Source organism: Pseudomonas sp. S2_E01 (assembly GCF_054668365.1).
On the sequence record NZ_CP162762.1, the window covers coordinates 1,267,980 to 1,294,898 of the forward strand.

At 61.7% G+C, this 26,919-nt stretch carries 28 protein-coding genes and 3 pseudogenes; 18 read left to right on the top strand and 13 right to left on the bottom strand.

The features are described from left to right. Positions 1–27: 27 nt before the first annotated feature. On the bottom strand, positions 28–1,107 hold the full coding sequence (locus AB4O36_RS05720; RefSeq protein WP_460141216.1) for a patatin-like phospholipase family protein: 1,080 nt from the start codon (positions 1,105–1,107) through the stop codon (positions 28–30). Positions 1,108–1,282: 175 nt separating this feature from the next. Here AB4O36_RS05720 and AB4O36_RS05725 point away from each other — a divergent pair, with 175 nt between their 5' ends. Genes AB4O36_RS05725 through AB4O36_RS05740 form a run of 4 tightly spaced genes read left to right on the top strand, consistent with a single transcriptional unit; the run spans position 1,283 to position 3,878 of the window. Then, complete coding sequence (locus AB4O36_RS05725; protein WP_460141217.1) at positions 1,283–1,591, top strand: PepSY domain-containing protein; 309 nt, start codon at positions 1,283–1,285, stop codon at positions 1,589–1,591. Further along, positions 1,591–1,896, top strand: a complete 306-nt coding sequence (locus AB4O36_RS05730) for a PepSY domain-containing protein (RefSeq protein WP_460122365.1) — start codon at positions 1,591–1,593, stop codon at positions 1,894–1,896. The genes AB4O36_RS05725 and AB4O36_RS05730 overlap by 1 nt, the downstream gene beginning before the upstream one ends. Positions 1,897–1,899: 3 nt before the next feature. After that, positions 1,900–2,568 (top strand): response regulator transcription factor, encoded by a 669-nt coding sequence (locus AB4O36_RS05735; protein ID WP_460122367.1) that lies wholly within the window; start codon positions 1,900–1,902, stop codon positions 2,566–2,568. Continuing rightward, positions 2,565–3,878 carry a sensor histidine kinase gene (locus AB4O36_RS05740; RefSeq protein ID WP_460141218.1) on the top strand — a complete coding sequence of 438 codons (1,314 nt, stop codon included), beginning with the start codon at positions 2,565–2,567 and terminating at the stop codon, positions 3,876–3,878. The genes AB4O36_RS05735 and AB4O36_RS05740 overlap by 4 nt, the downstream gene beginning before the upstream one ends. Positions 3,879–4,007: 129 nt before the next feature. Here the strand turns inward: AB4O36_RS05740 and AB4O36_RS05745 are convergent, their stop codons facing one another. Together AB4O36_RS05745 and AB4O36_RS05750 are read right to left on the bottom strand one after the other, a co-directional pair. Continuing rightward, entirely contained in the window at positions 4,008–4,763 is a 756-nt protein-coding gene (locus AB4O36_RS05745) for a methyl-accepting chemotaxis protein (protein WP_460142114.1), read from the bottom strand. Positions 4,764–4,865: 102 nt separating this feature from the next. Then, a pseudogene (locus AB4O36_RS05750) lies at positions 4,866–6,527 on the bottom strand (methyl-accepting chemotaxis protein); the annotation flags it as partial. Between AB4O36_RS05750 and AB4O36_RS05755 the strand changes: the two are divergent. The 3 genes and pseudogenes from AB4O36_RS05755 to AB4O36_RS05765 form a co-directional block, all read left to right on the top strand. Continuing rightward, entirely contained in the window at positions 6,409–7,725 is a 1,317-nt protein-coding gene (locus AB4O36_RS05755; protein WP_460142115.1) for a Na+/H+ antiporter family protein, read from the top strand. The pseudogene AB4O36_RS05750 and the gene AB4O36_RS05755 sit on opposite strands and share 119 nt — an antisense overlap. A gap of 215 nt (positions 7,726–7,940) precedes the next feature. Next, positions 7,941–8,711, top strand: a pseudogene (locus AB4O36_RS05760) (cache domain-containing protein); the annotation flags it as partial. Between the two features lie 315 nt (positions 8,712–9,026). Further along, positions 9,027–9,617: pseudogene (locus AB4O36_RS05765) on the top strand (methyl-accepting chemotaxis protein); the annotation flags it as partial. 44 nt (positions 9,618–9,661) lie between these two features. Here AB4O36_RS05765 and AB4O36_RS05770 read toward each other — a convergent pair. Continuing rightward, positions 9,662–10,597, bottom strand: a complete 936-nt coding sequence (locus AB4O36_RS05770) for a LysR family transcriptional regulator (protein WP_460141219.1) — start codon at positions 10,595–10,597, stop codon at positions 9,662–9,664. Positions 10,598–10,821: 224 nt separating this feature from the next. Here AB4O36_RS05770 and AB4O36_RS05775 point away from each other — a divergent pair, with 224 nt between their 5' ends. The 3 genes from AB4O36_RS05775 (at position 10,822) to AB4O36_RS05785 (ending at position 12,017) form a co-directional block, all read left to right on the top strand. After that, entirely contained in the window at positions 10,822–11,310 is a 489-nt protein-coding gene (locus tag AB4O36_RS05775; RefSeq protein ID WP_460122375.1) for a DMT family transporter, read from the top strand. A gap of 2 nt (positions 11,311–11,312) precedes the next feature. Beyond that, positions 11,313–11,765, top strand: a complete 453-nt coding sequence (locus AB4O36_RS05780) for a DMT family transporter (protein ID WP_460122377.1) — start codon at positions 11,313–11,315, stop codon at positions 11,763–11,765. Positions 11,766–11,849: 84 nt separating this feature from the next. Further along, a complete protein-coding gene (locus AB4O36_RS05785) occupies positions 11,850–12,017 on the top strand; it encodes a metallothionein (RefSeq protein WP_460122379.1) in 168 nt (55 codons plus the stop codon). A gap of 24 nt (positions 12,018–12,041) precedes the next feature. On the opposite strand, the gene AB4O36_RS05790 is transcribed toward AB4O36_RS05785, so the two are convergent. Continuing rightward, positions 12,042–12,320: a hypothetical protein gene (locus AB4O36_RS05790; protein WP_460141220.1), complete on the bottom strand. Its 279-nt coding sequence runs from the start codon at positions 12,318–12,320 to the stop codon at positions 12,042–12,044. Positions 12,321–12,345: 25 nt separating this feature from the next. Further along, a complete protein-coding gene (locus AB4O36_RS05795; RefSeq protein ID WP_460122383.1) occupies positions 12,346–12,573 on the bottom strand; it encodes a DUF6555 family protein in 228 nt (75 codons plus the stop codon). A gap of 147 nt (positions 12,574–12,720) precedes the next feature. Here AB4O36_RS05795 and AB4O36_RS05800 point away from each other — a divergent pair, with 147 nt between their 5' ends. From AB4O36_RS05800 to AB4O36_RS05810, 3 genes are all read left to right on the top strand, one after another. Further along, positions 12,721–13,506 (top strand): AraC family transcriptional regulator, encoded by a 786-nt coding sequence (locus AB4O36_RS05800; RefSeq protein WP_460141221.1) that lies wholly within the window; start codon positions 12,721–12,723, stop codon positions 13,504–13,506. Between the two features lie 206 nt (positions 13,507–13,712). Then, positions 13,713–13,886, top strand: a complete 174-nt coding sequence (locus AB4O36_RS05805) for a DUF1427 family protein (RefSeq protein WP_460122387.1) — start codon at positions 13,713–13,715, stop codon at positions 13,884–13,886. A 31-nt stretch (positions 13,887–13,917) separates the two neighbouring features. Continuing rightward, positions 13,918–14,874 carry a quinone oxidoreductase family protein gene (locus AB4O36_RS05810; RefSeq protein ID WP_460141222.1) on the top strand — a complete coding sequence of 319 codons (957 nt, stop codon included), beginning with the start codon at positions 13,918–13,920 and terminating at the stop codon, positions 14,872–14,874. Positions 14,875–14,936: 62 nt separating this feature from the next. Here the strand turns inward: AB4O36_RS05810 and AB4O36_RS05815 are convergent, their stop codons facing one another. Next, positions 14,937–15,611, bottom strand: a complete 675-nt coding sequence (locus tag AB4O36_RS05815) for a histidine phosphatase family protein (protein WP_460141223.1) — start codon at positions 15,609–15,611, stop codon at positions 14,937–14,939. A 359-nt stretch (positions 15,612–15,970) separates the two neighbouring features. Between AB4O36_RS05815 and AB4O36_RS05820 the strand changes: the two genes are divergently transcribed. After that, positions 15,971–16,678, top strand: coding sequence for a glutathione S-transferase family protein (locus tag AB4O36_RS05820; protein WP_460141224.1), 708 nt, complete (start codon positions 15,971–15,973; stop codon positions 16,676–16,678). Between the two features lie 184 nt (positions 16,679–16,862). After that, entirely contained in the window at positions 16,863–17,837 is a 975-nt protein-coding gene (gene hemB, locus AB4O36_RS05825; protein ID WP_460141225.1) for a porphobilinogen synthase, read from the top strand. Between the two features lie 44 nt (positions 17,838–17,881). Here hemB and AB4O36_RS05830 read toward each other — a convergent pair whose 3' ends face one another. Beyond that, complete coding sequence (locus AB4O36_RS05830; RefSeq protein WP_460141226.1) at positions 17,882–19,417, bottom strand: FAD-dependent monooxygenase; 1,536 nt, start codon at positions 19,415–19,417, stop codon at positions 17,882–17,884. 155 nt (positions 19,418–19,572) lie between these two features. Between AB4O36_RS05830 and AB4O36_RS05835 the strand changes: the two genes are divergently transcribed. After that, positions 19,573–20,667, top strand: coding sequence for a DUF1615 domain-containing protein (locus AB4O36_RS05835; protein WP_460122397.1), 1,095 nt, complete (start codon positions 19,573–19,575; stop codon positions 20,665–20,667). A gap of 23 nt (positions 20,668–20,690) precedes the next feature. On the opposite strand, the gene AB4O36_RS05840 is transcribed toward AB4O36_RS05835, so the two are convergent. From AB4O36_RS05840 to AB4O36_RS05850, 3 genes are all read right to left on the bottom strand, one after another. Continuing rightward, entirely contained in the window at positions 20,691–21,404 is a 714-nt protein-coding gene (locus AB4O36_RS05840; RefSeq protein ID WP_460122399.1) for an anti-sigma factor, read from the bottom strand. Further along, positions 21,401–21,928 carry a sigma-70 family RNA polymerase sigma factor gene (locus AB4O36_RS05845; RefSeq protein WP_460126602.1) on the bottom strand — a complete coding sequence of 176 codons (528 nt, stop codon included), beginning with the start codon at positions 21,926–21,928 and terminating at the stop codon, positions 21,401–21,403. Before AB4O36_RS05845 ends, AB4O36_RS05840 begins: the two co-directional genes overlap by 4 nt. Positions 21,929–22,097: 169 nt before the next feature. Next, positions 22,098–22,619, bottom strand: coding sequence for a DUF3455 domain-containing protein (locus tag AB4O36_RS05850; RefSeq protein ID WP_460122401.1), 522 nt, complete (start codon positions 22,617–22,619; stop codon positions 22,098–22,100). A 156-nt stretch (positions 22,620–22,775) separates the two neighbouring features. Here AB4O36_RS05850 and AB4O36_RS05855 point away from each other — a divergent pair, with 156 nt between their 5' ends. After that, on the top strand, positions 22,776–23,396 hold the full coding sequence (locus tag AB4O36_RS05855) for a glutathione S-transferase (protein ID WP_460122403.1): 621 nt from the start codon (positions 22,776–22,778) through the stop codon (positions 23,394–23,396). Positions 23,397–23,525: 129 nt separating this feature from the next. Here AB4O36_RS05855 and AB4O36_RS05860 read toward each other — a convergent pair whose 3' ends face one another. After that, entirely contained in the window at positions 23,526–23,966 is a 441-nt protein-coding gene (locus AB4O36_RS05860; RefSeq protein ID WP_460141227.1) for a CBS domain-containing protein, read from the bottom strand. Between the two features lie 152 nt (positions 23,967–24,118). On the opposite strand from AB4O36_RS05860, the gene AB4O36_RS05865 reads away from it, so the two are divergent. Then, a complete protein-coding gene (locus AB4O36_RS05865; RefSeq protein WP_460141228.1) occupies positions 24,119–26,479 on the top strand; it encodes a DNA polymerase II in 2,361 nt (786 codons plus the stop codon). Here AB4O36_RS05865 and AB4O36_RS05870 read toward each other — a convergent pair. Then, positions 26,444–26,914, bottom strand: a complete 471-nt coding sequence (locus AB4O36_RS05870) for a DUF1810 domain-containing protein (RefSeq protein WP_460141229.1) — start codon at positions 26,912–26,914, stop codon at positions 26,444–26,446. The two genes, AB4O36_RS05865 and AB4O36_RS05870, sit on opposite strands and share 36 nt — an antisense overlap. Positions 26,915–26,919: the final 5 nt, after the last annotated feature.

Sequence of the window (26,919 nt, forward strand, 5' to 3'; positions counted from 1 at the left end):
GGCGGCGAGTTTACCAGCTTGTCCTGACTAAAGGGTCAGCAAGCGTTCGCCCAAGCGACCGTTGGCGGCCAGTTCAAGGAATTCGTCGCCCATGCGCCGGCTTTCGTCCATTGCCGCGCGCCAGTATTTCTGTCGGCTCGGCGCGTCACCCATGAAGCGCTTGAAGTCGTTGCGGTCCGGCAGTTTGCCGAAGGGCAGGCGTGCCAGGTATTCCCTGGACGGCGCGAGTAGCAGCGCGTTTTGCAGGCGGGCCGGGCAGGCGCGGCGCCAGGGCAGGGTTTTGTCGAACCAGCCGGGGATGATCCGGTCGGTGAAATGCGGGTAGAGCACGATGTCGTCGCCGCTGTAGGGCAGGTCGAGGTGATAATCCAGCAGGCCGCCATCGCGGAAGGTTCCGGCACCTGCGCCAGGCAAATCGCGCACGCCCTGCATGACCATCGGAATGGAGCCGGAGGCCAGCAGGGCCTGGCGCAGGTTGGCGGTGTTCAGTGCGACGAAGCGCGAGGGGAAATCGTTCAGCGCGTTCACCGGCGGTGCCAGGCGCGGGTCGTGGAGGATCAGCCGTTCGAAGTGCCGCGACAACCGTGCGCGCCCGCGCAGGTTGTCGGCGATGACCGAGGAGAGCCCCAGACCCAGGCGCCCGCGATGATCGTCGGCGAGCAGGCCGTGGCTTTTGACAACCATGATATTCAGGCGGTAATGGGCGTTGTCCAGGATCGTCGCGTCGCGCCCGTCCAGCAGGTCATCGAGCATTTGTCGCGAGCTCTGGCTGATCTGCGCCATGGTCACGCCCTTGTTGAAATTCTGCTCGGTGTACAACCGGCCCAGGCGACGGATGCCTTCGGCGGCGTCCGGCAAGCAGGCGCTGGCGAAGCGCCAGGAGCCGACGGAAGCACCGATCAGCGAGCGTTCGCGCGGCGCGGCGGGCAGCCATTCACCGAACAATGCCAGGTCCAGGCCCTGGATTCCCAGCGCCTTCGGCCCTCCGGCCGCCCCCGGCAAGGTGCCGACGTCAGCCGCGCTCAAGCCATTTTCACGGATGCGCGCCAATGCGCGAGGGCCGGCCTTGAGGGTGAGGGAGGGAAACTTGATGTGGATGGCGGTCATGGGCGGCTCGGGGTTGGGCTGGCGGAGGATTATAGGCTTGATGGGGTTCTGGGGGAGTACCGCCGCTCCCACAGGAGAGAATGCAGGGACCGGCAATGATGGCCATTCAGTTTCAATTAAGTTCGCCTCGTTAAGGTAGCCGGGTACGCACCATTAAAAGAATACGGAGACACCCATGAAAATCCTGACTGCCCTGTTCACCGCCGCACTCATCGGCCTGGGCGCGAGCACCGCCCACGCCCGCGACCTTGGCCCGGACGAAGCCCTGCGACTGCGCGACGCTGGTACTATCGTATCTTTCGAGAAGCTCAACGCCACGGCATTGGCCAAGCACCCCGGCTCGACCATCACCGAAACCGAGCTGGAAGAAGAGTACGGCAAGTACATCTATCAGGTGGAGCTGCGCGACCCACAGGGCATTGAATGGGACCTGGAATTAGACGCGGTGAGCGGCCAGGTGCTCAAGGATCATCAGGATACGTAATGAAGGTGTGTTCAGTTTCACGCATGGCGCTGGTGCTGCTGACGTTCTGTTCAGTGGTGCTGGCCCGTGACCTCGATCAGGACGAGGCCTTGCGCCTGCGTCAACAGGGCGTGATTTTGCCGCTCGAGCACTTGTTGCAACAGGCCATGGACCGGTATCCGGGGTCGAAGCTGCTTGAGGCCGAGCTTGAAGAGAAACACGACGTCTATATTTATGAAGTCGAGCTGTTGACCACCGAAGGCGTCGTGCGTGAACTGGACGTGAATGCCAGCACGGGCGAGTTGCTCAAAGACGAGGAAGATTGACCGATGCGTTTGCTTTTGGTGGAAGACCACGTGCCGCTGGCCGACGAGTTGCTGGCCGGCCTCAACCGGCAGGGTTATGCCGTTGACTGGCTGGCCGATGGTCGGGATGCGGTGTATCAGGGCAGCAGCGAACCCTATGACCTGATCATCCTCGACCTCGGCTTGCCCGGCGTACCGGGACTCGAGGTGCTGGCGCAATGGCGCGCGGGTGGGCTGGCCACGCCTGTGTTGATCCTGACTGCTCGCGGTTCCTGGGCCGAGCGGATCGAAGGTCTCAAGGCCGGTGCCGACGACTACATGAGCAAACCCTTTCATCCGGAAGAGCTGCACCTGCGCATCCAGGCGTTGTTGCGCCGATCCCATGGCCAGGTCAATCAGCCGACCTTGCAGTCCGCAGGTCTGCATCTGGATGAAGGCCGCCAGTGCGTGACCCGCGACGGTGCCGACATTCAACTGACTGCCGCTGAGTTCCGCCTGCTGCGTTACTTCATGCTGCACCCCGAACAGATCCTGTCCAAGAGCCATCTCGCCGAACATCTCTACGACGGCGAAACGGAGCGCGATTCCAACGTGCTCGAAGTGCACGTCAATCACCTGCGGCGCAAGTTGGGACGCAGCGTCATCGAAACCCGACGCGGCCAGGGCTATCTGTTTGGCGGTCAAGCGCAGTGAGGTCGATCCAGCGCCGCTTGAGCCTGGGCCTGGTCAGTGTGCTGGTGATTGTCGGCCTGGTGTTGGCGCAAACCAGCCTGTGGCTGTTCGAAGTCGGTTTGCAGCGCTACCTCGAAGCCGGGCTGCGTAACGACAGCGAAAACCTGCTGGTCGCCCTGGTGCGCGGGCCGCAAGGCTTGCAACTGGATGAACGACGGTTGTCGCCGGCTTACCAGCGACCGTTTTCCGGGCATTACTTTCGCATCGATTTTGCCGACAGCCATTGGCGATCGCGCTCGTTGTGGGATCAGGAACTGCCGCGCCTGGACAACCCGGGCCTGCACAGCAATCTGCAACTGGGGCCGGAAGGCCAGCAACTGTTGGTGCTGCGCTCGGACTACCGCCGTCTTGGCCAGTCGATCTCCATCAGCGTCGCCCAGGATTACACGCCGGTGCGCGACAGTTTCAGACTGATGCAACGGGTCGGGCTGGGCCTTGGCCTGCTGGCACTGTTGCTGATTCTGATCTTGCAACGCGTCACCGTGCGCCGTGCCTTGCGGCCCCTGGAGCGGGCACGGGAGCAGATTGCCCAGTTGCAACAGGGGCAGCGTTCGCAACTGGATGAGCAGGTGCCGGTGGAGCTTGAGCCGCTGGTGGCGCAAATCAACCATTTGCTCGCCCACACCGAAGACAGCCTCAAGCGCTCGCGCAATGCCCTGGGCAACCTCGGTCACGCCTTGAAAACCCCGCTGGCGGTGCTGCTCAGCGTGGCCTCCAGCGAAAAACTCGAGGGTCACCCGCAGTTGCGCAAAGTGCTCACCGAGCAACTGGAACAGGTGCAGCAACGCCTCAATCGTGAACTTAACCGGGCTCGGCTGTCCGGCGATGCGTTGCCCGGCGCATTGTTCGATTGCGATGCCGAGCTGCCTGGCTTGCTTGCCACGCTGAACATGATTCACGGCGAACACCTCGCCCTGAGCTATAGCGCGCCTGCGGGTTTGCACTTGCCGTGGGATCGTGAGGATTTGCTGGAGCTGCTGGGCAATCTGCTGGACAACGCCTGCAAATGGGCGGATGCCGAGGTGCGCTTGAGTGTGGTCGAGGCGGTTGAAGGATTTGTATTGAGCGTGGAAGACGACGGCCCCGGAATTCCCGAGGAACGGCGTGATCAAGTGTTCAGCCGGGGCGCGCGACTTGATGAACAGACCCATGGGCATGGCCTGGGCCTGGGCATCGTGCGCGACATCGTCGATACCTGGGGCGGGGTGTTGCAGCTGGAGACGAGCGAGTGGGGTGGGTTGAAGGTGGTGATTGAACTGCCCAAGCGCTGAACTTGATGGCTAAGGGTCCGTACTGTAGGAGCGAGCTTGCTCGCGATGAGGTTGTGTCAGGCGGCATCGATGTGACAGACACACCCTCATCGCGAGCAAGCTCGCTCCTACAGTGATCAGTGTCCAGTCCTAAACCCTGAACTGATCCATCAACCCCTGCTGCTGATTCGCCAGGCTATTGAGCGCCTGGCTGACCCGCGCCGATTCATTGGCTTGCCCCGACAGCGATTCGGTCACGTCGCGAATCGTCGCCACGTTGCTGGTGATCTCCTCCGCCACCGCGCTTTGCTCTTCGGCGGCGCTGGCGATCTGCAGGTTCATGTCGCTGATCACCGTCACCGCGTCGCCGATCTGGCGCAACGCCGTGACGGCCTGGCTGACTTGCCCGACGCTGTCCTGGGCCTGGCGATGGCTGTTGCTCATCGACCCCACCACTTCCTGGGTGCCGCTCTGCAACTGCTCGATCACCAGGCGGGTTTCTTCCACCGATTCCTGGGTGCGCTGCGCGAGGTTGCGCACTTCGTCGGCGACCACGGCAAAACCACGTCCGGCCTCGCCGGCGCGGGCGGCTTCGATGGCGGCGTTGAGGGCGAGCAGGTTGGTCTGTTCGGCGATGGCGCGGATCACTTCCAGCACTGAGCCGATCTTGCCGCTATTGGCCGCCAGGCCTTCTACCTGGACCATGGCTGCGCTCATGTCGGCGGCCAGATGTTCAATGCTGCTGGTGGTCTGGTCGATCACCGTCAAGCCACGGCGGGTCGCCTGATCCGCTTCCCGGGCCGCCTGTGCCGCTTGCGCCGCGCTGCGGGCGACGTCCTGGGCGGTGGCGCTCATTTCGTGGGAGGCCGTGGCCACCTGATCGACCTGGCGGTACTGCTGCTCCATGCCGGCGCTGGTTTGCGTGGCGATGGAGGAGGATTGATCTGCAGTGCTGCGGGCGTCCTGCACCGAGCGCTTGACCTCGGCGATCACCGGTTGCAGTTTGTCGAGGAAGCGGTTGAACCAACCGGCCAACTGGCCGAGTTCGTCCTGCTTGTCGTAGGCCAGCCGGCGGGTGAGGTCGCCTTCGCCGCTGGCGATGTCTTCGAGCATGCGCGCCACGCCCAGGATCGGACGGGTCACGCTGCGCGCCATCAGCCACACCAGGAGCAGGCCGATCAGCGCCGCCAGAATGCCCAGGCCCAATTCGATCAGGCTGCCGGTGGTGTTGGTTTCGTCGAGTTGCTTTTTCAGCGCTTCGGCCGGGCCGATCAGGACCTTTTCCGGCACGTCGAGCAGCACGCCCCATGGCTTGCCATCCGGGATGGGCTGGAACGGCGACAGCACTTTCAACTGATCGGAGCGGTGCAGGCTCGCGGTTTTGCCGCTGCCCGTCAGCAGGCGGGTCAGTTCGGCGCCGGTACTCTTGTCCACGGCGTCCAGGCGCTGGCTGAGTTTGCTGGCGTCCGCGCTGTACCCGGCGAGCAAACCGGCGGGGCTGATGATGCTGACGCTGGTCTGGCCGTCGTACAGGTTTTTACTGACGTCCTGGCTGACCGCCTGCAGGCTGTTGAGGTTGAGGTCCACGGACAGCGAAGCGATGACTTTTCCGTTGACCATCAGCGGGAACACAATGCTGGTCATCAGCACGTTCTGGCCGTCGATCACAAAGAAGTACGGTTCGATCACGCAGGGTTTGAGCGAGGTGCGCGGGCAGGTGAACCAGGCATTGGCGGCCTCGCCGCTGGGGCCGGTGCGAGTGTCGGCGATGTCACTTTCCGCCAGCGCCATCGAGGTCAGCTTGCCAGGTGTCGGTTGCGACCAGTACAGCGCGAAACGGCCCTTGTCGTTACTGCCCAGCTCTGCCTGCTCGGCGAACAGCTCGTCCTTGCCGTCCAGGGCATTGGGTTCAAACACCAGCGAGAGGCCCAGCAGCTCCGGGTTGGCTTGCAGCGCCGACTTGACCTGTCGGGTCAGGTCCTCTCGCAGGTCGAAGGCATCGAGAAAGCGTTTTTCCGCCTGATCGCGCAGGAACAGCACCTGACGCGAGAAGCCGTGGCCATATTGATAAGCATCCATGAATTGCCGGCGAATGCGCAGCGCCTGGATTTCACCCTGGGATTCGATGCGCGCCTGGGCCGATTCGGTCAGCATTTCCATGCTCGACGCTTTCACCAGCGCTGAACTGTGCTCCATGCGATACAGCGAAAGGCCGACCAGCAAAGTCACGATACCCGCCAGGCACAGGCCGGCGAGGAGGGTGATCTTCCACTGAATGGAAAGGTGTCGGAGCAGCATGGAGATGTCCTTGTTCGATAAAAATCTGCGTCTTTGCAGGTTAACGGCGGCGAATGCGCTTTCTTTATGTCGAACGTCAATACCGCGAAACAAATTTCCCGGGGGGCTGCTGCTCAGGTGGTCGCGTTCACTTTGACAAGGTGGCGGTGCTGCGGCACAGTGCCCGCCCTCTAATAAAACCCATTCCCGAATCCGCTGGCGGCCTGTGCAGACCGCCGGCCGGACCGTTTTCGCTTGCCCTGAGGTAATGATGATTAATGCTGTAATTGCCGCGGTCGGCGTCATGCTGATACTCAGCCTGTCCCGCGTGCACGTTGTGATCGCGCTGATTGTCGGTGCGTTGGTGGGTGGCCTGAGCGGTGGCCTGGGCATCGACGCCACGCTGAAGGCGTTCAACAACGGACTGGGCGGCGGAGCCACCGTGGCATTGTCCTACGCGTTGCTCGGCGCGTTCGCGGTGGCGATTGCCAAGTCCGGCCTGGCCCATGCATTGGCGGACAAGGCGCTGGCCATGGTCGACCGGCAGCACGCTACGGGTGGTCGACAGGTCAAGTGGTTGTTGATTGGTTTGCTGTGGGTCGTGGCCATCGCTTCACAGAATATTCTGCCGATACATATCGCCTTTATTCCGTTGCTGGTGCCACCCCTGTTGTTTGTGCTGACCAAGCTGCAGCTTGATCGTCGTCTGATCGCCTGCGTCATGACGTTTGGCCTGATCACGCCCTACATGTTCCTGCCCGTGGGTTTCGGCAACATCTTCCTCAATGAGATCCTGCTGGCCAACGTGGCGCGCAGCGGCGTCGACATCAGCGGCATCAACGTGACCCATGCCATGGGCATTCCGGCGCTGGGCATGTTGGTGGGGCTGGCCGTGGCGTTCATCAGCTATCGCAAGAAACGTGTCTACGACCTCGCGAAGATCGAACAAGTCGAGCAGGTGGCGGTGCAGTACAACCCGCTGAGCCTGATGGTAGCCGGCGTGGCCATTGCAGCGGCGTTCATCATTCAGTTGCTGCTGGATTCGATGATCATCGGCGCACTGGTGGGCTTTTTGATCTTCTCGGTATCGGGCATCGTCAAGTGGCGCGACACCGACGACCTCTTCACCGAAGGCATGAAGATGATGGCGATGATCGGTTTCATCATGATCGCCGCCTCGGGGTTTGCCGAAGTGATGAAGGCCACCGGTCAGGTGCAGACACTGGTCGAGGCGTCGGCGGCGTGGATCGGTCACAGCCAGGGCATCGGCGCACTGTTGATGTTGCTGGTGGGCCTGCTGGTGACCATGGGCATCGGCTCGTCGTTTTCCACGGTGCCGATCCTCGCGGCGATCTTCGTGCCGCTGTGCGTGCAATTGGGCTTCAGCCCGATCGCCATCGTCTGCATCGTCGGCACCGCAGGTGCCCTGGGTGACGCCGGTTCACCGGCCTCGGACTCGACACTGGGCCCGACGTCCGGCCTGAACATCGACGGCCAGCACCACCACATCTGGGACACCGTGGTGCCCACCTTCCTGCACTACAATCTGCCACTGCTGGCGTTCGGCTGGGTGGCGGCGATGGTGCTTTAGATTTTGCCATGCCCCCTCTGTAGGAGCGAGCTTGCTCGCGATTGCAATGCATCAGTCGATGAAAGTGTCGACTGACACTCCGCCATCGCGAGCAAGCCCGCTCCCACAGGGCCTTCATACGTTTCACTGTAGTGACCTGTCTCAACTTTTGCTTTTACGTGCCGTTATAGCCTTTGACCACGTTAATAAAATCAAAAGAGTGAACCGTCATGCGCATGAGCCTGAAGGCCAAAGTCCTGTCCCTCGCCGTTCTCCCGGTGCTGATCTTCGCGCTGGTGATCAGTCTGACCACGTTTTTCGTGCTGCAGGAACAGGCGCGCAAGGAAGTCGAAGAGACCCGCGAGCGCCTGCTCACTAACGCCAAGGACACGCTCAAAAGCTACGTGGCCGTGGCCATGACCGCGATCAAGCCGCTTTACGACGCCGCCGCGCCTGGCGATGACGCGGCGCGCGCGCAAGTGATCAAGTTGCTGTCGAACATCAGCTACGACAAGGAAGGCTACTTCTTCGGCTACGACTCCAACACCGTGCGCCTGTTCAAAGCCAACAGCCCCGACGGCGTGGGCAAGAGTTTCAAGGACAACCGCGACCCGAACGGCGTCTACGTCAACCGCGACCTGGTTCAAGTCGCCAAGGACGGCACCCACTATCTGCAATACAGCTCGCCTTTGCCCAGCAATACCCAAGTGCTGGTGCCGAAACTCGGCTACACCGAATACCTGGCCAAGTGGGACATGGCGGTCGGCACCTCGGTCAACCTCGACGGCATCGAGGCGCAGGTGGCCGTTGTCGAAGCCAAGGTCAAGGAGCGCATGGAAGGCGTATTGCTGAGCATCGCCGGTATCGCCGCCGTCGTGCTGCTGGTGATCGCCGCTGCCGGCATGGTGCTGGCCAACACCATCCTGCGTCCGCTGCACCTGATGAAAGCCAACCTCGATGACATCGCGGCGGGCGAGGGCGACCTGACCCGCCGTCTTACCATTTCCAGCCAGGATGAGCTGGGTGAACTGGCCGGTTCGTTCAACCGGTTTGTCGACAAGATCCACGGCCTGGTGCGCCAGATCACCGAAATGACCTCGCAATTGACCGGGCTGGTGCACCAGGTATCGGACCAGGCCCATCGCTCGGATCAGGCGATGGAGCGTCAGCGTCACGAGACCGATCAGGTCGCCACCGCCATCAATGAAATGTCTGCCGCCGCCCAGGAAGTGGCCAAGAGTGCGCAGAACGCCGCCGTGGCTGCCCAGCAGACCGACGAAGAAGGCCAGACCGCCAAGCGGGTGGTGGCCGGCAGCATCGAAAAAATCCACGCGCTGGTCGACGATATCCGCAGCAGCGGCGTGTCCCTCGACAGTTTGCAGAAAGACGTGGCGTCGATTGTCAGCGTGCTGGGGGTGATTCGTTCGATTGCCGAGCAGACCAATTTGCTGGCGCTCAACGCCGCCATCGAAGCGGCCCGGGCTGGTGAGGCAGGGCGTGGTTTTGCGGTGGTAGCCGATGAAGTGCGTGCGCTGGCCAGTCGTACGCAGATCAGCACCCAGGAAATCCAGGGCATGATCGACCGCTTGCAGGCCGGCACCCAGTCAGCGGTGGAAGCGATGCGTCGCTCCAGCGAGGCCGGCGACGGCACCTCCGCGCAAGCCAACGAGGCGGGGGCGTCGCTGGACACCATGGCGCAATTGATCGCCACCATCAACTCGATGAACGCGCAGATCGCGAGCGCCGCCGAAGAGCAGACAGCGGTGGCCGAAGAGATCAACCGCAGCGTGCATCAGATCGCCGAAGCCGTGGATAACGTGGCGGACGAAACCCAGCTCGGCGCCCAAACCTCCCGCAGCCTGGCGGACCTGGGGCAGCGGTTGGGCGGGTTGGTGGGGCAGTTCAGGATTTGATGGCTGCAATCACTGGGTAGAGACACCCACACTGTGGGTGTCAGCTAAACCCTGTCCCAATACGGCACCTCGCCAAAACACTCGACAAAAAAGTCGATGACCGTGCGCACCTTCACCGACAGCCGTCGGCTTCCCGGCCAAAGCACCGCGATCTGCTGCGGTTGGAGGCTGTTGGATACCTGATAGTCCGCAAGGACCGGCACCAACGTGCCGTCTCGCACCGCTTCGCCAATCAGCCATGACGGAAACATCACCAGTCCCAGGCCTTGTATGGCGGCCTGGGTGAGCGTGTCGGCGTGGTTGCCGGTGATTGGCCCTCTCACCGAATACGGCGTCCAATCCTCGTGGCCCTGGCGGAAAAACCAGCGCTGCTGGCCGGCCACGCCCTTGTAGGCCAGGCATTGGTGCGCCGCCAGGTCGGCAGGGCGCTGCGGCGTGCCGTGGCGTGCGAGGTAGGCGGGGCTGGCGGCAACCTGGAAGCGGTGGGGCGCGATAATGCGCGCCTGCATGCTCGAGTCGTGCAGCGGGCCAATGCGAAACAACAGATCGGCGCCTTCCTGCAACGGGTCGACGTAGCTGTCGGTCTGCTGGATGTCCAGTTGCAGCTTCGGATACCGCTCGCACAACTGCCCGAGCCAGGGTGTCAGGTGCCGTTGTCCGAACACCACCGGAGCGTTGATACGGACCAGCCCAGTGGGCTCGCTGCGCTGTTCGTGCAACGCTTGCTCGGCTTCCTCCAATTGCACCAGCACCAGCCGCGCGTGGTGCCCGAGCAGGCGCCCGGCTTCGGTAGGGGTGACCGCGCGGGTGTGACGGTAGAGCAATTGCTGGTTCAGGGCCTGTTCCATCAACTGGATCTGCCGGGAAATCGACGACGGAGCCAAGCCCTCTCGACGGGCGACTTCGGAAAAACTGCCATGGTCCAGCACCGCGACAAATAGCCGGAGTGCCTTGAAGCCGAGTTCATTGAGGCCGTGCATAGTGGACCTTGCTGTGCGTAATGCGCAAAAGTGTTGTCAGGATGATCCCGTTTATTGCACAGCTTGGCCACTGGATAATTCACTGCTCAATGATGACGTGTAGGAGCGAGCTTGCTCGCGATGGCGGTGTATCAGTTGACAATAATGTCGACTGACACTGTGCCATCGCGAGCAAGCTCGCTCCTACAGGGGATCTGCCGCTTATTTGTGAAGGTACCTTGTAAATGCAATCCATCGAACAAACCGGCGAAGTCGCCACGCCGGCACTCCAACCCGGCTTGCGCCTGTTACTGCTTCCCCTGGTCATCCTCGCCGGCATGGGCCTGTCCGTTGAAGCCGGGTTGCTCGGGCCGTTGGGCGGGCAGGTGGGGCATCTGTGGGCGACCTTGAGCATCTTTGGCGTCGGCTCGGCGGTTCTGTTCCTGCTTTTGCTGTTCAGTGGTCCACAACGAGGCCCGGCGCTCAGCGAACTGCCACGCTGGCAATTGATCGGTGGCTTTCTCGGGCCGATGTATGTGGTGGTTCTCACCCTGGCCACGCCGCATATCGGCATCGCCATGACCATGATCGCGATCCTCTCCGGGCAGGTCGGCAAAAGCGTGCTGATCGACCATTTCGGCTGGTTCGGCACCACCCGCAAGAAGGTCAATGGCGAGCGCTGGCTGGCCTTGCTGTTGATTGTCGCTGCACTCGTTCTGATCGCTCGGGGTTGAAGATGAATCTGATTGTGCTGTTGGGAGTGGTGGTGGCCGCCGGTGCGGTGTTGAGCGTGCAGGCAGCCATCAATGGGCGCCTGGGCGAGACAGTCGGCGTATTGCGCAGCAGCCTGCTGACCTTCGTGGTCGGCGCGGTGGTTACAGGATTGTTGATCCTGTTTTTCGAACCTGCCCATGCTGTGAGTCTGCTGAATGTGCCGAAATGGCAACTCTGCGGCGCGCTGTTCGGCGTGATCTACATGATGGTCATGGTGGGCGCGGTGCCCAGGGTTGGTACAGCCGTGGCAACGGTGGCCGTGATCGTCGGGCAACTGGGCATGGGCATGTTGATCGATAACTTCGGATGGCTGGGCAACCCGGCGATCGAGTTGTCCGGCAGCCGGATCCTGGCGATGGTGTTGCTCGCCCTGGCGCTGGTGTTCATGTATCGCAGCAGCACGCGAGGCGCTTGAACTCCGCTGGGGGAGACGACTCCTACATTAGGAAGACGGATCGTACTCGCGAGACCGGACGACCACACCACTGGAGTCAGACTCATGATCGATAGCGAAAGTACCTGCGACTGCCCAAAATGCAACTGCAAGCTGGGAGAGCATCCGATTGCCCGTCACGGCAAGCACTACTGTTGCGACGCGTGCGCCAAGCACCACGAACACGGTGAAGCGTGCTCAAGCAAGGGCTGCAAGTGCGCCCATGGCGGATAGGCGAGTGTTTGAAAAGAGTGGAGCCTATTCGGGCTCCACTTCCAGTTTCAGGCTTTGATCATCGAAGCGCTGGGTACAGCGGATGACGCCATTGAGCCGCCGTCCCTGCACGACCACCAATAAGGTTTTCGCCTGGTCCAGATCCTCCGGCAGTGGGGCGTGCACGCGCAGGGCAAAACGGCTCGGGTCATCCTCGATCTGCTCCAGGCCGACCTGGCATTCCGCGCTTTTGGTGATACGGCCGAACAGCGTGTCCAGGCCGTAGTCGATATGCGCCGTGCTGGTGGGTTGCTTAGTGTTCATCTGCCAATCTCCCCAATGAATCCGATCAACTTGCCGGGCGCCACGTGACGTTCTCCACGCCGAATTTTTCCGCCATCGGTTTACTGGTCTTTTGCACTTTTTCCCGGCCAAAACGCGGGATTCGACCCACGCCGGCGTCGCAGCTCGCCCAATGCCAGGCCTCGGCGTTATCCATCTTTTCCTGGCGGATGATGAATGACTTGGGGGCCCCATGAAGGGTGTATTCAATGACGAAAAGTTTTGCGTTGTTCATAAAGCCCGTATTCCTCCCTGTGGTAATAGAGGGATCGCCGCTGTTGCGGAAAATTCAGTCGGATTGTCAGACGGCCGTCATCGGTGGCGAGCGGGCCGGCGGCTGGTTACCATGCGCTGTCCGCCACCCCTCCAGTGATTGCTGATCATGGCCCTTGCCGCACCGCCTGACCTGAGTGATACCGATGTGCCCGTGCAACCGCTGGCGCGTACTTACCCGCGTGGACTGTTCATCGAGCCGCACGAGCATGCCTGGGGCCAGTTGTTGTATGCGATGAGCGGGGTGATGTGGGTCGAGACGCCGCATGAAGCCCTGGTGGTGCCGCCGCAGCGGGCGGTGTGGTTGCCGCCGGGCGTGCCCCACGGGATCCGCGTGGTGTCGGATTTGCAGATGCGCAATATCTACCTGCGCCCGTCATTGGCGGCGACGCTGGACGCTACGGTGCAGGTGATCGAAGTGGGTGGGTTGCTGCGCGAGTTGATCGTCGGCCTCGTGGCGCAAGGCGAGGACGGGCCACCGGAGTATTACGAGGCGTTGGTGGGCCTCGCGCTGCTGGAGCTGCAACGAGCCCGGCGCTCGCAATTGAAGGTGCCTTTGCCGGACGATTCCGACCAACGCCTGATGAATCTGTGCCAGGCCGTCATGGCCGCGCCGTCGTTGGACATCCCTTTCGAGCAACACGCGGAGAATGCCGGGGCGAGCGTGCGCACCCTGGCGCGACTGTTCAAGGAGGGCCTGGGCATGGGCTTCGCCGAATGGCGGCGTCAGGTGCAATTGGCGATGGCGGCGGCCGAGCTGATCCAGGGCGTGGCTGTCAGCCGCATTGCCCGGGAGCTGGGTTATTCGCCGAGCAGCTTCAGCGACATGTTCCGCCGCGAACTGGGCATGGCGCCTTCGCAGTTTGCCCTCAATCCCCACGCCTCAACCCTGTAGGAGCGAGCACGCTCGCGATGGGCGTCAACGATGACGCTGTCAACCTGACACCCCGCGGTGACTGAGCCACCATCGCGAGCAAGCTCGCTCCTACAGGGGGCGGTGTGTCCGGGGTGGTTTTGTCCGAAATTCAGAAGCACCTGTCCGATGCCATTCGCCGCTTCTCCCTAGACTCTGCGCATACCTCACATCCTGCGGAGTCTGTCATGAGTTACCTCGTTTCGCTGGCCATCGGCCTGGGCGTCGGCCTGATCTATGGCGCGCTGGATTTTCGTTCCCCCGCGCCGCCAGCCATCGCGTTGATCGGCCTGCTGGGCATGCTGGCCGGCGAAAAGTTGTGGCCGATGGGCCGGCAACTGGTCGCTGGCTGGATCTCCTGAATTTCCTTCCTCCTGTTCAATGGATACGTTCATGAAAGCATTGCAGTTCGATAAAACCGGTGACCTCTCGGCCCTGCGCCTGGCCGAAGTCCCCACGCCTGTTTGCGGCGCCGATGAAGTGCTGGTACAGATCAAGGCTGCGGGCCTCAACCCCAGTGATGTGAAGAACGTACTGGGGCGTTTCCCTTACACAACGCTGCCGCGCATTCCCGGCCGTGATTTTGCCGGCATCGTGGTGCAGGGCCCGCAGGCGTTGGTCGGTCAGGAAGTATGGGGCACCGGCCGTGAACTGGGCTTTTTCGCTGACGGCGCCCATGCGCAATTCGTCAAACTGCCGGCCAACGGCGTTGCGCTCAAACCCTCGCACCTGAGTTTCGCCCAGGCCGCCAGCCTCGGCGTGCCTTACACCACCGCCTGGGATGCTCTGGAGCGCAGCCTGGTAAAGGCGGACACCAGGTTGCTGGTGATCGGTGGGGGAGCAGTTGCCACAGCGGCGCTGGCCCTGGCGAAAGTGCGTGGCGCGAAACTGCTGGCCGCGGCGCGCCGACCGGAGCAGGTCAAGGCCTTGCAGGAACAAGGTTATCAGACGCTGCAACTTGCACAGCCAGAGGCGCTCGGCGCCCAGGTTAATGAGGTGTTCAGCGGCGGCGCCGAGGTGATCTTCGACACCACCGGCTTCTGGCTGCCGGCTTCCGTCCCGGCATTGGCTACCTTCGGCCGAATCGCCATCATCGCCGCACCGGTGGATGGCATGGTGCAAATGCCGGCGCTGGCGCTGTACCGCAAGGGCGGTTCCGTGGTGGGTATCAACTCGTTGCTCTACGGCGTGCAGGCCTGTGCGGCGATGCTCGATCAGTTCGGCAAGTTCTTCGATGAGGGACTGTTGCCGCTGCCCCAGGGGTTGGTGGAAGCGCCGTTGGCCGAAGGGCTCGCGCGCTATGCCGAGGTCAATCAGGGCAGCAGTGACAAGGTCATCCTGGTGCCCTGATCAATCATGTCCCTTGCAGGAAAGGGCTCGCCAGCGATGGGGCCCGATCCGCACCCGATACCTCAAGTCGGACAAGTTTGCTGTCCATTATCCAACCCCTGTTTGTAGCTATGACTCTGCAAGCTGGCTTTACCGTTATGCCAGGTCAGGGTCAGCACATACAGCGAATCGAAGTCGCCGGATTCCCAGTCATCGGTGATGTTCTGCTTTTTGCCCACGGCCTTGCCCGCGACCTTGTTGATCAGTTCGGGCAGGTAACCATGGGACCAGGCCGTGTAGATCACCGAGTTGTGGTACTTGTTGCTCAGCAGTTCGTTGGCCAGGTCATTGGTGTCGTTGGCGGAATAATCGATGTTCACCGGCAGGCCGAGCTTGATTGCGCTGGGGCTGATGGTCATCAGGGGGCGGATGTAGCTGTAGGAATTGTCCAGTTCGCCTTCCTCGACATTGCGCGTCGGGTTCGCGGCGAATACGTAATTGGCCTTGCCGAATTTTTCGGGCAGCAGCGTCGCCAGGTCGATGGCCCGGTTCAGGCCCTGGCAGTTGAGCTGGCCGAGGCCACCCTCGGGTTTTTCGGCGTGGCGCAGGAACACCAGCGTCTGGGTGCCGTTCTTCGGTTGAGCGCGGCTTTCGCTGGATTCGAGCGACAGGAACAGCCCACTGACTGCCAGCAGGGAGGGTAGCAAGAGCCAGGCACGAGGCTTGAGGCATTGCAGGTATTTGATCGGGTTCATCATGGAATGAGTGATTCTTCAGCGCATTCGGTTAAGGCTGACAAACCTTTGCACCCGCGCTCCCGGCGTCAGGTGGTTTCCATGTCGTGCAACTGGTCCGTTTCCAAAAAAAGGTAAGACTCAGAGTCCACTGACGCTCATTTGGTTCGATGCCGGTTGCGTGCGCAGCAATGTACCGACAACCTCAAACGTCTTGCTGCAGAGGTTATCGACAGGATGTTGCGAAATTGTGGACACGGTACTCGGGGCAGGGGCTGATGAAACCTGCATTGTGCTGATCTTGCCTATCAGCATTATTGATGCGTCAAATGGCGCGGTTGCCACTATGATCGTCCCTCTCAATCTTTTCGTGGATCCCCGTGATGACTGATCTGTCTGCGTTCCCCATCACCCGCAAGTGGCCGGCCCAATACCCTGAGTGGATTCAGCTCTACTCGCTGCCAACCCCCAATGGCGTCAAGGTGTCGATCATGCTCGAGGAGATCGGCTTGCCTTACGAGCCGCATCGCGTGGGTTTCGAGAGCAACGATCAGTTTTCTCCCGAGTTTCTTTCGCTGAGCCCCAATAACAAGATCCCTGCGATCCTCGACCCCCACGGCCCGGGCGAAAAACCGCTGGCGCTGTTCGAGTCCGGGGCGATCCTCATCTACCTCGCCGACAAAAGCGGGCAACTGCTGCCCCAGGATGCCGCCGCGCGTTACGAAACGATCCAGTGGCTGATGTTCCAGATGGGGGGCATTGGCCCGATGTTCGGCCAGCTCGGTTTCTTCAACAAGTTTGCCGGCAAGGACTACGAAGACAAGCGTCCACGTGTCCGCTACGTCGAAGAAAGCAAACGCCTGCTCAAAGTCCTCGACACCCGTCTGCAAGGGCGCGACTGGATCATGGGTGAGCGCTACACCATCGCCGACATCGCCATCTTCCCGTGGGTGCGCAACCTGCTCGGGTTTTATGAAGCCGGCGAGCTGGTGGGCATTCACAACTTCCCCAACGTGACGCGGGTGCTCGAGCGCTTCCTGGCACGGCCAGCGGTGGTACGCGGGCTGGAGATCCCTAAACCCGTCTCTTGAAATGCACACCATCCCTTGTGGGAGCGGGCTTGCTCGCTCCCACAAAGAGCCATTCCATACCGTGGCTAACGTGGATTATTGCCAAAGCAGTAACGGTTTTTCCTCCTGACGGGTTTGTACCACCGGGTGCCACAGGCATAAGCTTTTGCCCCCTACGACTTTCGTCTTGTCCTCAGGAAGGTTCATGTCCAGCCAGTTCCCCGAAGCACGTCCACGCCGTCTGCGTCGCAATGCGAGCCTGCGCAGTCTGTTCCAGGAAACCGAGTTCAGCCTCAATGACCTGGTGTTGCCGATTTTCGTTGAAGAAGAGATCGACGACTTCGTGCCAATCAAGAGCATGCCCGGTGTGATGCGCATTCCGGAATCAAAACTGGCCGGCGAGATCGAGCGTTATGCCCGGGCCGGGATCAAGTCGGTGATGACCTTCGGCGTATCCCATCATCTGGACAGCAACGGCAGCGACACCTGGAGCGAGAACGGACTGGTGTCGCGCATGTCGCGCATTGCCAAGGACGCTGTGCCGGAGATGATCGTCATGTCCGACACCTGCTTTTGTGAATACACCGATCACGGGCATTGCGGCGTGATGCATAACCATGAAGTGGACAACGACCAGACCCTGGTCAACCTCGGCAAACAAGCCGTGGCCGCCGCGCGTGCCGGGGCGGATGTGATTGCCCCGTCGGCCGCCATGGACGGCCAGGTGCAGGCGATCCGCCGGGCCCTGGACGCCGCCGGTTTTACCCAGACCGCGATCATGGCCTACTCGACCAAATTCGCCTCGGCGCTCTACGGCCCGTTTCGTGAAGCCGGTGGCAGCGCCCTCAAGGGTGACCGCAAAAGCTACCAGATGAACCCGATGAACCGCCGCGAAGCTCTGCGTGAATCGCTGCTGGACGAGCAGGAAGGCGCCGACGCACTGATGGTCAAACCGGCCGGCGCCTACCTGGACATCATCCGCGACATCCGCGAGGCGTCGAACCTGCCGCTGTCGGCGTATCAGGTCAGCGGCGAGTACGCGATGATCAAGTTCGGCGCCCAGGCCGGGGCCATCGACGAAGATCGCGTGGTGCGCGAAAGCCTTGGCGCGATCAAGCGGGCAGGGGCGGACCTGATCTTCACTTACTTCGCGATGGACCTGGCGTTGGCGGGGATCTGAAACACACACGCATTCCTCCCTGTGGGAGCGGGGAATGCAGGGTGTCAGTGATCTGCAAAATAGGGGCGGATCCCGTGCTGCCGAAAGTACCGTTCGATGACTTTCGGGTCCGAACAGGTCTCGGCAATCGCCACATAGGTGTCCGGGCGCAGCAGGTAAAAGCCATTGCGCCCAAGCCCTGCCGCATCAAACGCCGGCCGCCAATCGAACACGTGCAAGGGCACATGGTGTTCGTTGCACCAGGCGATCATTTCGTCGCTGGTGTCGCCATACACATGCACCTGCCAGTTCAGACACTTCAGCGCTTCATAGTTATCTCCTTCACCGTCATGCGCCCAGGGCAACCGGTCGCCGCCGTGCACCTGTCCGGCGGTGCCGGTGCTCAAGGGCATGCCGCGATAATTCACGGTGATCTGTGACACGGTCCGAAACAGGAACTCGCGGGAGGCAGCGAAAGAGGCCGCTTTGGGCAGCAGAAACGGCGCCAGGCGCGTGCGCAGCAGATCGGCCATACGCCCTTCGGCGGTGACGAAGCTGAACACCCGGTCGGTGGTGGCGACCAGTTTGCGTGCGAACGCGATGCGCTCGGTTTCGTAGGTGTCGAGCAGCGCTGGCGTGGCGCTGCCATTGAGGACGGCAGCCAGTTTCCACGCCAGGTTAATGGCATCGCCAATCCCGGTGTTCATGCCCTGGCCGCCCGCCGGACTGTGTACATGGGCAGCATCGCCGAGCAGAAAGGCGCGGCCGCGACGAAAGTGCTCAGCCACGCGATGGTGAACGCGATAGGTGGAAAACCAGTTGACCCGTTCGATCTGCACTTTCAAATGTTCGATGGCCCGGCTGCTGACGTCCTCGAACTGCAGGGTGTCGGCGTGTTCGGCGCGGTCATCGCGTACTGTGCCGATCAGCCGCGCGCGACCTTCGCCGGCCAAGGGGAACACCGCGAGAAAGTCCGCTTCATCCAGGTCCAGGTGCAACTCGCCATTGAGGGCCGGTCCTTTGGCCTGCACATCGGCCACGTAGAAGATCTGTTGGTAAGTACCCCCGGGAAACCCGGTGTCCAGGGTCTTGCGCACAATCGAACGGGCGCCGTCACAACCGGCGAGATAGCATGCCTGGCAGATTTCCTCCTGACCGTCGGCCAGGCGCAGGCGGGCGGTCAGGGTGTCGCCGGTTTCCTCGAAATGCTCAAGCGAGGTATTGCGCTCGACGTGCACACCGAACGTCTCCAGGCGCTCGATCAGCAGCTTCTCGTGCTCGTCCTGGGGGAAAATCTCGAGGAAGGCATAGGGCGTCAGTCCTTCACCCACCGTACTCAACGGCAGGCGTGTGACCGGTTCGCCCCTGACCCAGAAGTTGGCCGCCGCCACGCGATGGCCGCCTTTGATCACCGCGTGGCTCAGGTCCAGTTGCCGGTACAGCTCCAGCGTTCGCGCCTGCACGGCCAGTGCCCGCGATGTGGTGCCAGGGGTGAAAGTCCTGTCAATGATCCTTACGCGAATCTTCAACTTGCTGAGCCACAGCGCGAGCACCAGCCCGGTGGGGCCGGCGCCGACGACCAGCACGTCGCAGCGGTTCATACCTGGGTCCCTCGTTTTCACGCCCCTGTCTCCATTAAAGCGCACGGTGGGGTGTTTTTCCCGGGCCGTGAACGCCGGTCACCACTTGCAGTCATAGCTTGCGCCATGCCATTGATCGTATGGTGAGCAAGGTTCAACGCATTGGATGGAGCCGCATGCAAGTCTATCGAGTGATCCTGAGTAGCATCGCGCTGCTGGTGCTGGCCGGTTGCGGCACGCAGCGTCCCCAGCAGACAGCGCCCCGGCCGCCTGCCGAAGTCAGGGCAGAGATTGTGCGCCTGCTGCCGGCCAAAACCGTGGATCGCCAGGGTTGGGCCACGGACATCTACGCCGCGTTCGCTGCCCAGGGCATCGAGACCTCAACGCAAAACCTGTGTTCGGTGCTCGCGGTCACCGAGCAGGAATCCACCTTCCAGGTGGATCCGCCCGTGCCGGGCCTGGGCAAGATCGCCCGGGACGAGATCGACCGTCGCGCCGCCAAGGCCCACGTGCCTGGCCTTTTGGTGAGTGCTGCGTTGCAAGTGCGCTCCAGCAACGGCAAAAGCTACAGCGACCGATTGAGTAGCGCGCGCAGCGAAAAAGAGTTGAGTGCGATTTTCGATGATTTCATTGGCATGGTGCCCATGGGGCGCACGCTGTTCGGCAGCTTCAACCCGGTGCACACCGGCGGGCCGATGCAGGTCAGCATCGAGTTTGCCGAACAGCAGGCCCGCAATTATCCGTACCCGGTGGACGGCACCATTCGCCGTGAAGTGTTCAGCCGTCGCGGCGGCATGTACTTTGGCATCGCCCACTTGCTCGGTTATCCGGTGAACTACACCCAGCCGCTGTACCGCTTTGCCGATTTCAACGCCGGCTGGTACGCGAGCCGCAACGCGGCCTTTCAGAATGCGTTGAGTCGCGCTTCGGGCATCCCCCTGGCGCTGGATGGCGACCTGGTGCGCTACGGCTCGATCATGCCCGGCAGCACCGAACTGGCCGCACGAAGCCTGGGTAAACGCCTGGGTATGCGCAACCCGGTCATCAGGGATCAACTGGAGAAGGGCAAGAGCCTGGATTTTGAAGAGACCGAGCTGTATCAGCGGGTGTTCGACCTGGCGGAAAAGGCCGACGGTCGTCAGTTACCCCGGGCGGTGTTGCCGGGCATCGTACTGCAAAGCCCGAAAATCACCCGCAAACTCACCACGGCGTGGTTCGCCAAGCGGGTTGATGAGCGGTATCAGCGATGCATGAAACAAGCGGGCAAATGATTACGCGGTGGGATACGAGTGGGTCAAATCACCTTCACCGCACGCCCAATGGCCTGGATCGGCCCTGTCGGTTTGCCAATCGGCGAGCCCGTGCGGTTTTCCAGGGTTAGCTCGAACAACTGGTTTGCCTCCAGCGGCGGCAGTTTGTCCAGCGGCACCGACAGGGTTTGCCCCGGTTTCACCAGGCCCAGGGACACTGGCCCTTGCCAACCCTCGCCCTTGGTCCAGAACTCCAGCGCCTTGTCCTCTGGAACCTGCGCAACCCCCAACGGAATCAGCTGGATCTCCCTGGGATTGCTGGCCTGGATCACCCAGCCGGGGGCGTTGTCCTGCGGCGCGACCAACACCACCAGATAGGTCGGTTTGACCGTGGTTTGCGTCAGCAGCAACGCGCCGAGTACGAGTGTTGCTGCCAGCCCGGCCCCCGCGAGACCTCGCCATAGCGCCAGCCGATCCCACCAGGAGGACGCTGGGGACGCGACCGGTTTCACGTTCGACGCGTTGAGGCTGCGTTCGATGCGGTGCCACAGATGGGGCGATGGTGTTTCGGGTTCGGCAAGATCAGTCAGGCCCAGCAAACGACGCTCCCAACCATCGACCGCCGTGCGCAATCGGGTTTCGTCGCGCAGGCGTCGCCGGACCTCGGTGCGCTGCTCTGCCGAAAGTGTACCCAGTACGTATTCACTGGCGAGCTCGTCAAGTTCCTCGGGGGTTTCATCCACAGGTCGGGTGGTCATCCCATGCACTCCCGCAAGGCCATCAGGCTGCGTTTGATCCAGGCTTTGACGGTGCCCAGCGGTGTGCCGAGCTTGTGTGAAATCTGCGCATGGGAATAACCGTCGACGTAGGCGTGCAGGATGCATGTGCGCCGTGCCGGTTCCAGCTGTTCCAGGCACAGATGAATGCGCGATGAGTGGACTTCGGCATCGACTATTTCAACGCTGGGGTGCGTGTCGATATCGCCCTGGATTTCACGCGGGTTGTCGCGGATGAAATTGAGCGCCAGATGTCGCGTCACGCTGAACATCCAGCCTCTTGCTGTCCCGCGCGACGGGTCGAAACGCGCGGCGCCGGCCCAGATCTTCAGGAACGCATCATGCACGATGTCCTCGGCCAGCGCCGTGTCGTGCACCAGCCTGCGGGCCACGCCGAGCAAACGCGGGCTTTCCTGCACATACAAGGCCCGCAGGGCCTGGCGCTCGCCCCGGGCACAGGCGGCGAGGTGGGCTTCGTAGTCGAAAATAGGTTCGGGCAATGACAATGTGCTCAACCGTCAAAATAAATCCGGATGCCATGAATCTAGCAGAGGACCCTGTAGGAGCGAGCATGTCGAACCGTCGCGATGGTCGTCAACGATAACGCTGGCTGTCTGATTGCCCGCGGTGTCTGGACTACCATCGCGAGCGAGCTCGCTCCTACAGAAAGCGCTTTCAGCTCGCCGACCAGAAAATATAATCCGCCTGGTACTTCACCACTTCCTGCTTGCCCTTGTTGGCAGCCGTGCATTCGGCGCTGGGTGGGACGCCACCCTTGAGCGCCACGCGCTGGATGTAGCTGACGCCGCTCATCGCGCCTTTTCCTTCGGCGGGGTTGGCCTTGACCAGTTGATAGGGAAGGTTGCCGGAGCTGGATGGCGCGACGGCCAACTGGGTGCCGGTGACCTTCGAGCCATCCTGCGCTTGCCAGGTGGCGGGTGGGCCGAAGTAGGTGCCGACCTGTTTGCCGCTGCGATCATTGAGGACTGCCTTGGGGCCGACGAAGAACCATTCGGTTTGCCCGACGGCATTGGCCTTGTCGCGGCATTCGTAGGTGATTTCACCCACGCCGGTAGTTTCCATTGCCACTTTGTGGCCGTCCGGCACCTTGATGCTGTCAGGTAGAGCGCTTTGTGCGAACGCCGCAGGCGTGGCAAGGAGCAAACCGGCAAGGCATATCAGCTGTTTGGGATTCATGAAATTCTCTCCGTCATGAGTGATTCGCTATGCAGTCATTGGGGCTGCTACAGGTACTACCCGTCGGAAAGGGTTTTGGATGCAGGACAAAAAAAGAATTTTCACGGCACGGCCGTAGTCAGCTGCTACAAAGAGAACACCAAAAGGGAGGTGTTTATGTACCAACTCTACGGACACAAGAACTCGGGTGCCGCTGCCATCGAGGCCGCCCTGGAGCTGTGCGAGGTGGCTTATCGGTTCATCGACGTCGAGCTGTCCATGGAGGCAGCCCTGGAACTGCAGAAGCTCAACCCGCTCAAGCAGATTCCGACCCTGCAATTGCCCGACGGCAGCATTCTCACCGAGAGCGCGGCCATCCTGATCCATTTGGGGTTGAGCTTTCCCGAGTCGAGCCTGCTGCCCAAAGTGACTGCTGAACGCGACCAAGCGCTGCGGGGCCTGGTGTTCATCGTCAGTAATTGCTACCCGGCCATCGGCATCATCGATTACCCGGAGCGCTGGTTGATTGCGTCGGATCACTCCAGCCGGGAAAACCTCGTGGCCGGTGCGCGTCAACGCCTGCACTGGTGCTGGGAGGTGTTCGCCGACCAGTTTTCCGGTGAGTTATACCTGGGGGAGGAGACGCCCGGTGCGTTGGACGTCCTGGCCGCGGTCGTCACACGGTGGGCCGGGACGCGAGAACATCTGCGCGCCGCCCGGCCGGGCTTTCATGCCTGGCTTGAGCGGATCGACCGACACCCGACGCTGGCGCCGGTGTTTGCGCGGCATTGGAGTTGACCGTGCCCTTGTAGGAGCGAGCTTGCTCGCGATAGCGGTGTGTCAGCCAAACATTTTCCAACTGAAACACCGCCATCGCGACGGTTCGACGCCTCGACATGCTCGCTCCTACGGGGGGACGAGGGAGAGTTACTCCCCGCGAATGTACTGCTCCAACTGCTTGATCAGGTCAGCCTGTTCGGCGATGGCTTCCTTGACCAGGTCGCCGATCGACAGCAGGCCGATCAGCTTGCCGTTTTCCACCACGGGCAAGTGGCGCAGGCGCTTGTCGGACATGATGCCAAGACACGTGTCTACGGTTTGTTTGGTGTCCACTGTGATGACGGGCGAGACCATGATGTCGCGCACCGGCGTGCCCACCGACGAGCGGCCATGCAACACCAGTTTGCGCGCGTAGTCGCGCTCGCTGATGATGCCCAGTACTTCATCGTTTTCCACCACCAGCAAGGCTCCGACGTTTTTCTCGGCCATCTTCATCAGGGCTTCGAGCACCATGTGGTCCGGCTTGATCTGGTGAACTTCCTGGTTTTTCTGATCTTTCAACTTGAGCAGTTGGGCGACGGTTTTCATGATGGCTGTCCAGGGGATTGGCGTTGTTCCTGAAGAATCGTAGACCCGAGCGCTGAGAGCAAGACGTAAAGCGGCAGATAACGCGCAAAAAACGTCATCCGACGGTTTTTTTCGTAGAATTGCCCACGGAAATCAAATCTGAGGTTGCAGTGGTGGATTTACAGCGGGGCTTCGTCCTGACCCGACATTGGCGCGATACCCCGACCGGCACCGAAGTCGAATTCTGGCTGGCGACCGACGGCGGGCCCCGGCGCATTCGCCTGTCTCATCAGCCGTCGGTGGCGTTTATCGCGGCCGAGCAGCGTGAGCAGGTGGAGCGGCTGCTGCATGACGAAAAAAACGTCAAGCTCAGACCCCTGGCCCTGCTGGATTTCGATCACCGCCCAGTGCTCGGCCTCTACTGCCAGCAGCACGCGCAATTGATGCGCCTGGAAACCACGCTGCGCAAGTCGGGCGTCGAGATGTTCGAGGGTGATGTGCGTCCCCCCGAACGCTACATGATGGAGCGGTTCATCACCGCGCCCGTCATCTTCGGTGGCACCCCCGATGCCGACGGCCTGCTGCTCGATGCGCAGATGAAGCCCGACCCCGATTACCGCCCAAACCTGCGGCTGGTGTCACTGGACATCGAGACCACCGCGCAAGGCGAGCTGTACTCCATCGCCCTGGAAGGCTGCGGCGAACGGCAGGTGTACATGCTTGGCCCGCCCAATGGCGACGACAGTGGGGTGGATTTCCAGCTCGAGTACTGCGATTCGCGCCCCGCCTTGTTGAAAAAGCTCAATGAATGGTTTGCCCGCCACGACCCGGACGCGATCATCGGTTGGAATGTCGTGCAGTTCGACCTGCGCGTGCTGCACGAACACGCTCGACGGCTGGCGGTGCCTTTGAGGCTGGGGCGTGGCGGTGAAGAGATGCAGTGGCGCGAACATGGCAGCCGCAACCATTACTTCGCCTCGGCCGCCGGAAGGTTGATCATCGATGGCATCGAATCCCTGCGCTCGGCCACCTGGAGCTTCCCTTCGTTCAGCCTGGAAAACGTCGCGCAAACCCTGCTCGGCGAAGGCAAGGCGATCAGCACGCCGTACCAGCGCATGGACGAAATCAACCGCATGTTCGCCGAGGACAAGCCGGCCCTGGCCACCTACAACCTCAAGGACTGCGAACTGGTCACGCGGATTTTCGCCAAGACCCAGTTGCTCACGTTTCTCCTGGAGCGGGCCAGTGTCACCGGCCTGCCAGCGGATCGCAGCGGCGGCTCGGTGGCGGCGTTCACGCACCTTTACATGCCGCTGATGCACCGCCAGGGTTTCGTCGCGCCGAATGTGGGCAGCAAGCCGGCGCAGGCCAGCCCCGGCGGATTTGTCATGGACTCGCAACCGGGCCTGTACGAGTCCGTGCTGGTGCTCGACTACAAAAGCCTGTATCCGTCGATCATTCGTACCTTTCTCATCGACCCCGTGGGGTTGATCGAAGGTTTGCGCCACCCGGAAGACAGTGCATCGGTGCCAGGTTTTCGCGGTGCACGTTTCTCGAGGACCCGGCATTGCCTGCCGGCCATCGTCGCGCGGGTCGCCGAGGGCCGCGAAACCGCCAAGCGCGAGCACAACGCGCCGCTGTCCCAGGCACTCAAGATCATCATGAATGCCTTCTACGGCGTGCTCGGCTCAAGCGGCTGCCGCTTTTTCGATACGCGGCTGGCCTCGTCGATCACCCTGCGGGGCCACGAAATCATGTTGCGCACGCGGCAATTGATCGAAGCCCAGGGCCATACCGTGATCTACGGCGACACCGATTCGACGTTCGTCTGGCTGCGCCGTGCCCACGGCCAGCAGGAAGCGGCGCAGATCGGCCAGGCTCTGGTCGATCACGTCAACCAGTGGTGGCGCGAGCACGTGCAGCAGGAGTACGGGTTGCAAAGCGCGCTGGAATTGCAGTTCGAAACCCACTACAAGCGCTTTTTGATGCCGACCATCCGCGGGGCCGAGGAGGGCAGCAAAAAACGCTATGCCGGGCTGGTGACGCGCGCCGATGGCAGCGACGAAATGGTCTACAAGGGGCTGGAAAGCGTGCGCACCGACTGGTCGCTCCTGGCCCGCCAGTTTCAGCAGGAGCTTTATTCGCTGATCTTTCACCACAAGCCCTATCAGGACTACGTGCGTGAGTACGTGCGCAAGACCCTGTCGGGCGAGTTCGATGATCGGCTCGTCTACCGCAAGCGTCTGCGTCGCACTCTCGACGATTACGAACGCAACGTACCGCCGCATGTTCGCGCGGCGCGCATTGCCGACGAATACAATGATCAGCAAGGCCGCCCGCGCCAGTACCAGAACGGTGGCTGGATCAGCTACGTGATCAGCGTCGCAGGGCCCGAGCCGCTGGAAGTGCGCAGCACGCCCATCGACTACGACCACTACGTCACACGTCAGCTGCAGCCAGTGGCCGATGCGATCCTGCCGTTTGTCGACGACGATTTCTCAACCCTGATTGGGGGGCAACTGGGCCTGTTTTGAATCCAGCAGGCTCAGCGTCCATCCGTCCGGGATGCCGTGGAAGTATCGCTCCAGCGCTTGATGGTACAGGCTTCCCGGCGGGGCAAACTGGGCGAACAGGGTCATGGAAGAATGGAATTTCAGGTTATCCGGATGACCAAATACCTGGGCAATCGAGCGTTGCGGGATATCCAGCACCAGTTGCGTGCACGTGCGCAGGCGTGGGCCCAGCAGGTCATGTTGCAGGTAGGCCGACGCTTCTGCGCCGGAGCGAATGGCAAAGCGCCGGGACATTTCACTGTCTCCCAGCCCCGAGAGTTGCGGAAAGACGAACCACATCCAGTGACTGCGCTTGAGGCCGGCGCCGAGTTCGTTTTTTACGCGCTCGATCACCGGGTCCTGCGCCAGGACAAAGCGCTGCAGGTTGAAGGCGTCGAGCTGATCGGTGCTTCTCATCCGAA

Coding starts and splice junctions, on each gene's coding strand:
- AB4O36_RS05720 (WP_460141216.1), bottom strand. CDS start 1,107: ATGACCGCCATCCACATCAAGTTTCCCTCCCTCACCCTCAAGGCCGGC.
- AB4O36_RS05725 (WP_460141217.1), top strand. CDS start 1,283: ATGAAAATCCTGACTGCCCTGTTCACCGCCGCACTCATCGGCCTGGGC.
- AB4O36_RS05730 (WP_460122365.1), top strand. CDS start 1,591: ATGAAGGTGTGTTCAGTTTCACGCATGGCGCTGGTGCTGCTGACGTTC.
- AB4O36_RS05735 (WP_460122367.1), top strand. CDS start 1,900: ATGCGTTTGCTTTTGGTGGAAGACCACGTGCCGCTGGCCGACGAGTTG.
- AB4O36_RS05745 (WP_460142114.1), bottom strand. CDS start 4,763: ATGGAGCAGCAGTACCGCCAGGTCGATCAGGTGGCCACGGCCTCCCAC.
- AB4O36_RS05770 (WP_460141219.1), bottom strand. CDS start 10,597: ATGCACGGCCTCAATGAACTCGGCTTCAAGGCACTCCGGCTATTTGTC.
- AB4O36_RS05775 (WP_460122375.1), top strand. CDS start 10,822: ATGCAATCCATCGAACAAACCGGCGAAGTCGCCACGCCGGCACTCCAA.
- AB4O36_RS05780 (WP_460122377.1), top strand. CDS start 11,313: ATGAATCTGATTGTGCTGTTGGGAGTGGTGGTGGCCGCCGGTGCGGTG.
- AB4O36_RS05785 (WP_460122379.1), top strand. CDS start 11,850: ATGATCGATAGCGAAAGTACCTGCGACTGCCCAAAATGCAACTGCAAG.
- AB4O36_RS05790 (WP_460141220.1), bottom strand. CDS start 12,320: ATGAACACTAAGCAACCCACCAGCACGGCGCATATCGACTACGGCCTG.
- AB4O36_RS05795 (WP_460122383.1), bottom strand. CDS start 12,573: ATGAACAACGCAAAACTTTTCGTCATTGAATACACCCTTCATGGGGCC.
- AB4O36_RS05800 (WP_460141221.1), top strand. CDS start 12,721: ATGGCCCTTGCCGCACCGCCTGACCTGAGTGATACCGATGTGCCCGTG.
- AB4O36_RS05805 (WP_460122387.1), top strand. CDS start 13,713: ATGAGTTACCTCGTTTCGCTGGCCATCGGCCTGGGCGTCGGCCTGATC.
- AB4O36_RS05810 (WP_460141222.1), top strand. CDS start 13,918: ATGAAAGCATTGCAGTTCGATAAAACCGGTGACCTCTCGGCCCTGCGC.
- AB4O36_RS05815 (WP_460141223.1), bottom strand. CDS start 15,611: ATGATGAACCCGATCAAATACCTGCAATGCCTCAAGCCTCGTGCCTGG.
- AB4O36_RS05820 (WP_460141224.1), top strand. CDS start 15,971: ATGACTGATCTGTCTGCGTTCCCCATCACCCGCAAGTGGCCGGCCCAA.
- hemB (WP_460141225.1), top strand. CDS start 16,863: ATGTCCAGCCAGTTCCCCGAAGCACGTCCACGCCGTCTGCGTCGCAAT.
- AB4O36_RS05830 (WP_460141226.1), bottom strand. CDS start 19,417: ATGAACCGCTGCGACGTGCTGGTCGTCGGCGCCGGCCCCACCGGGCTG.
- AB4O36_RS05835 (WP_460122397.1), top strand. CDS start 19,573: ATGCAAGTCTATCGAGTGATCCTGAGTAGCATCGCGCTGCTGGTGCTG.
- AB4O36_RS05840 (WP_460122399.1), bottom strand. CDS start 21,404: ATGACCACCCGACCTGTGGATGAAACCCCCGAGGAACTTGACGAGCTC.
- AB4O36_RS05850 (WP_460122401.1), bottom strand. CDS start 22,619: ATGAATCCCAAACAGCTGATATGCCTTGCCGGTTTGCTCCTTGCCACG.
- AB4O36_RS05855 (WP_460122403.1), top strand. CDS start 22,776: ATGTACCAACTCTACGGACACAAGAACTCGGGTGCCGCTGCCATCGAG.
- AB4O36_RS05860 (WP_460141227.1), bottom strand. CDS start 23,966: ATGAAAACCGTCGCCCAACTGCTCAAGTTGAAAGATCAGAAAAACCAG.
- AB4O36_RS05870 (WP_460141229.1), bottom strand. CDS start 26,914: ATGAGAAGCACCGATCAGCTCGACGCCTTCAACCTGCAGCGCTTTGTC.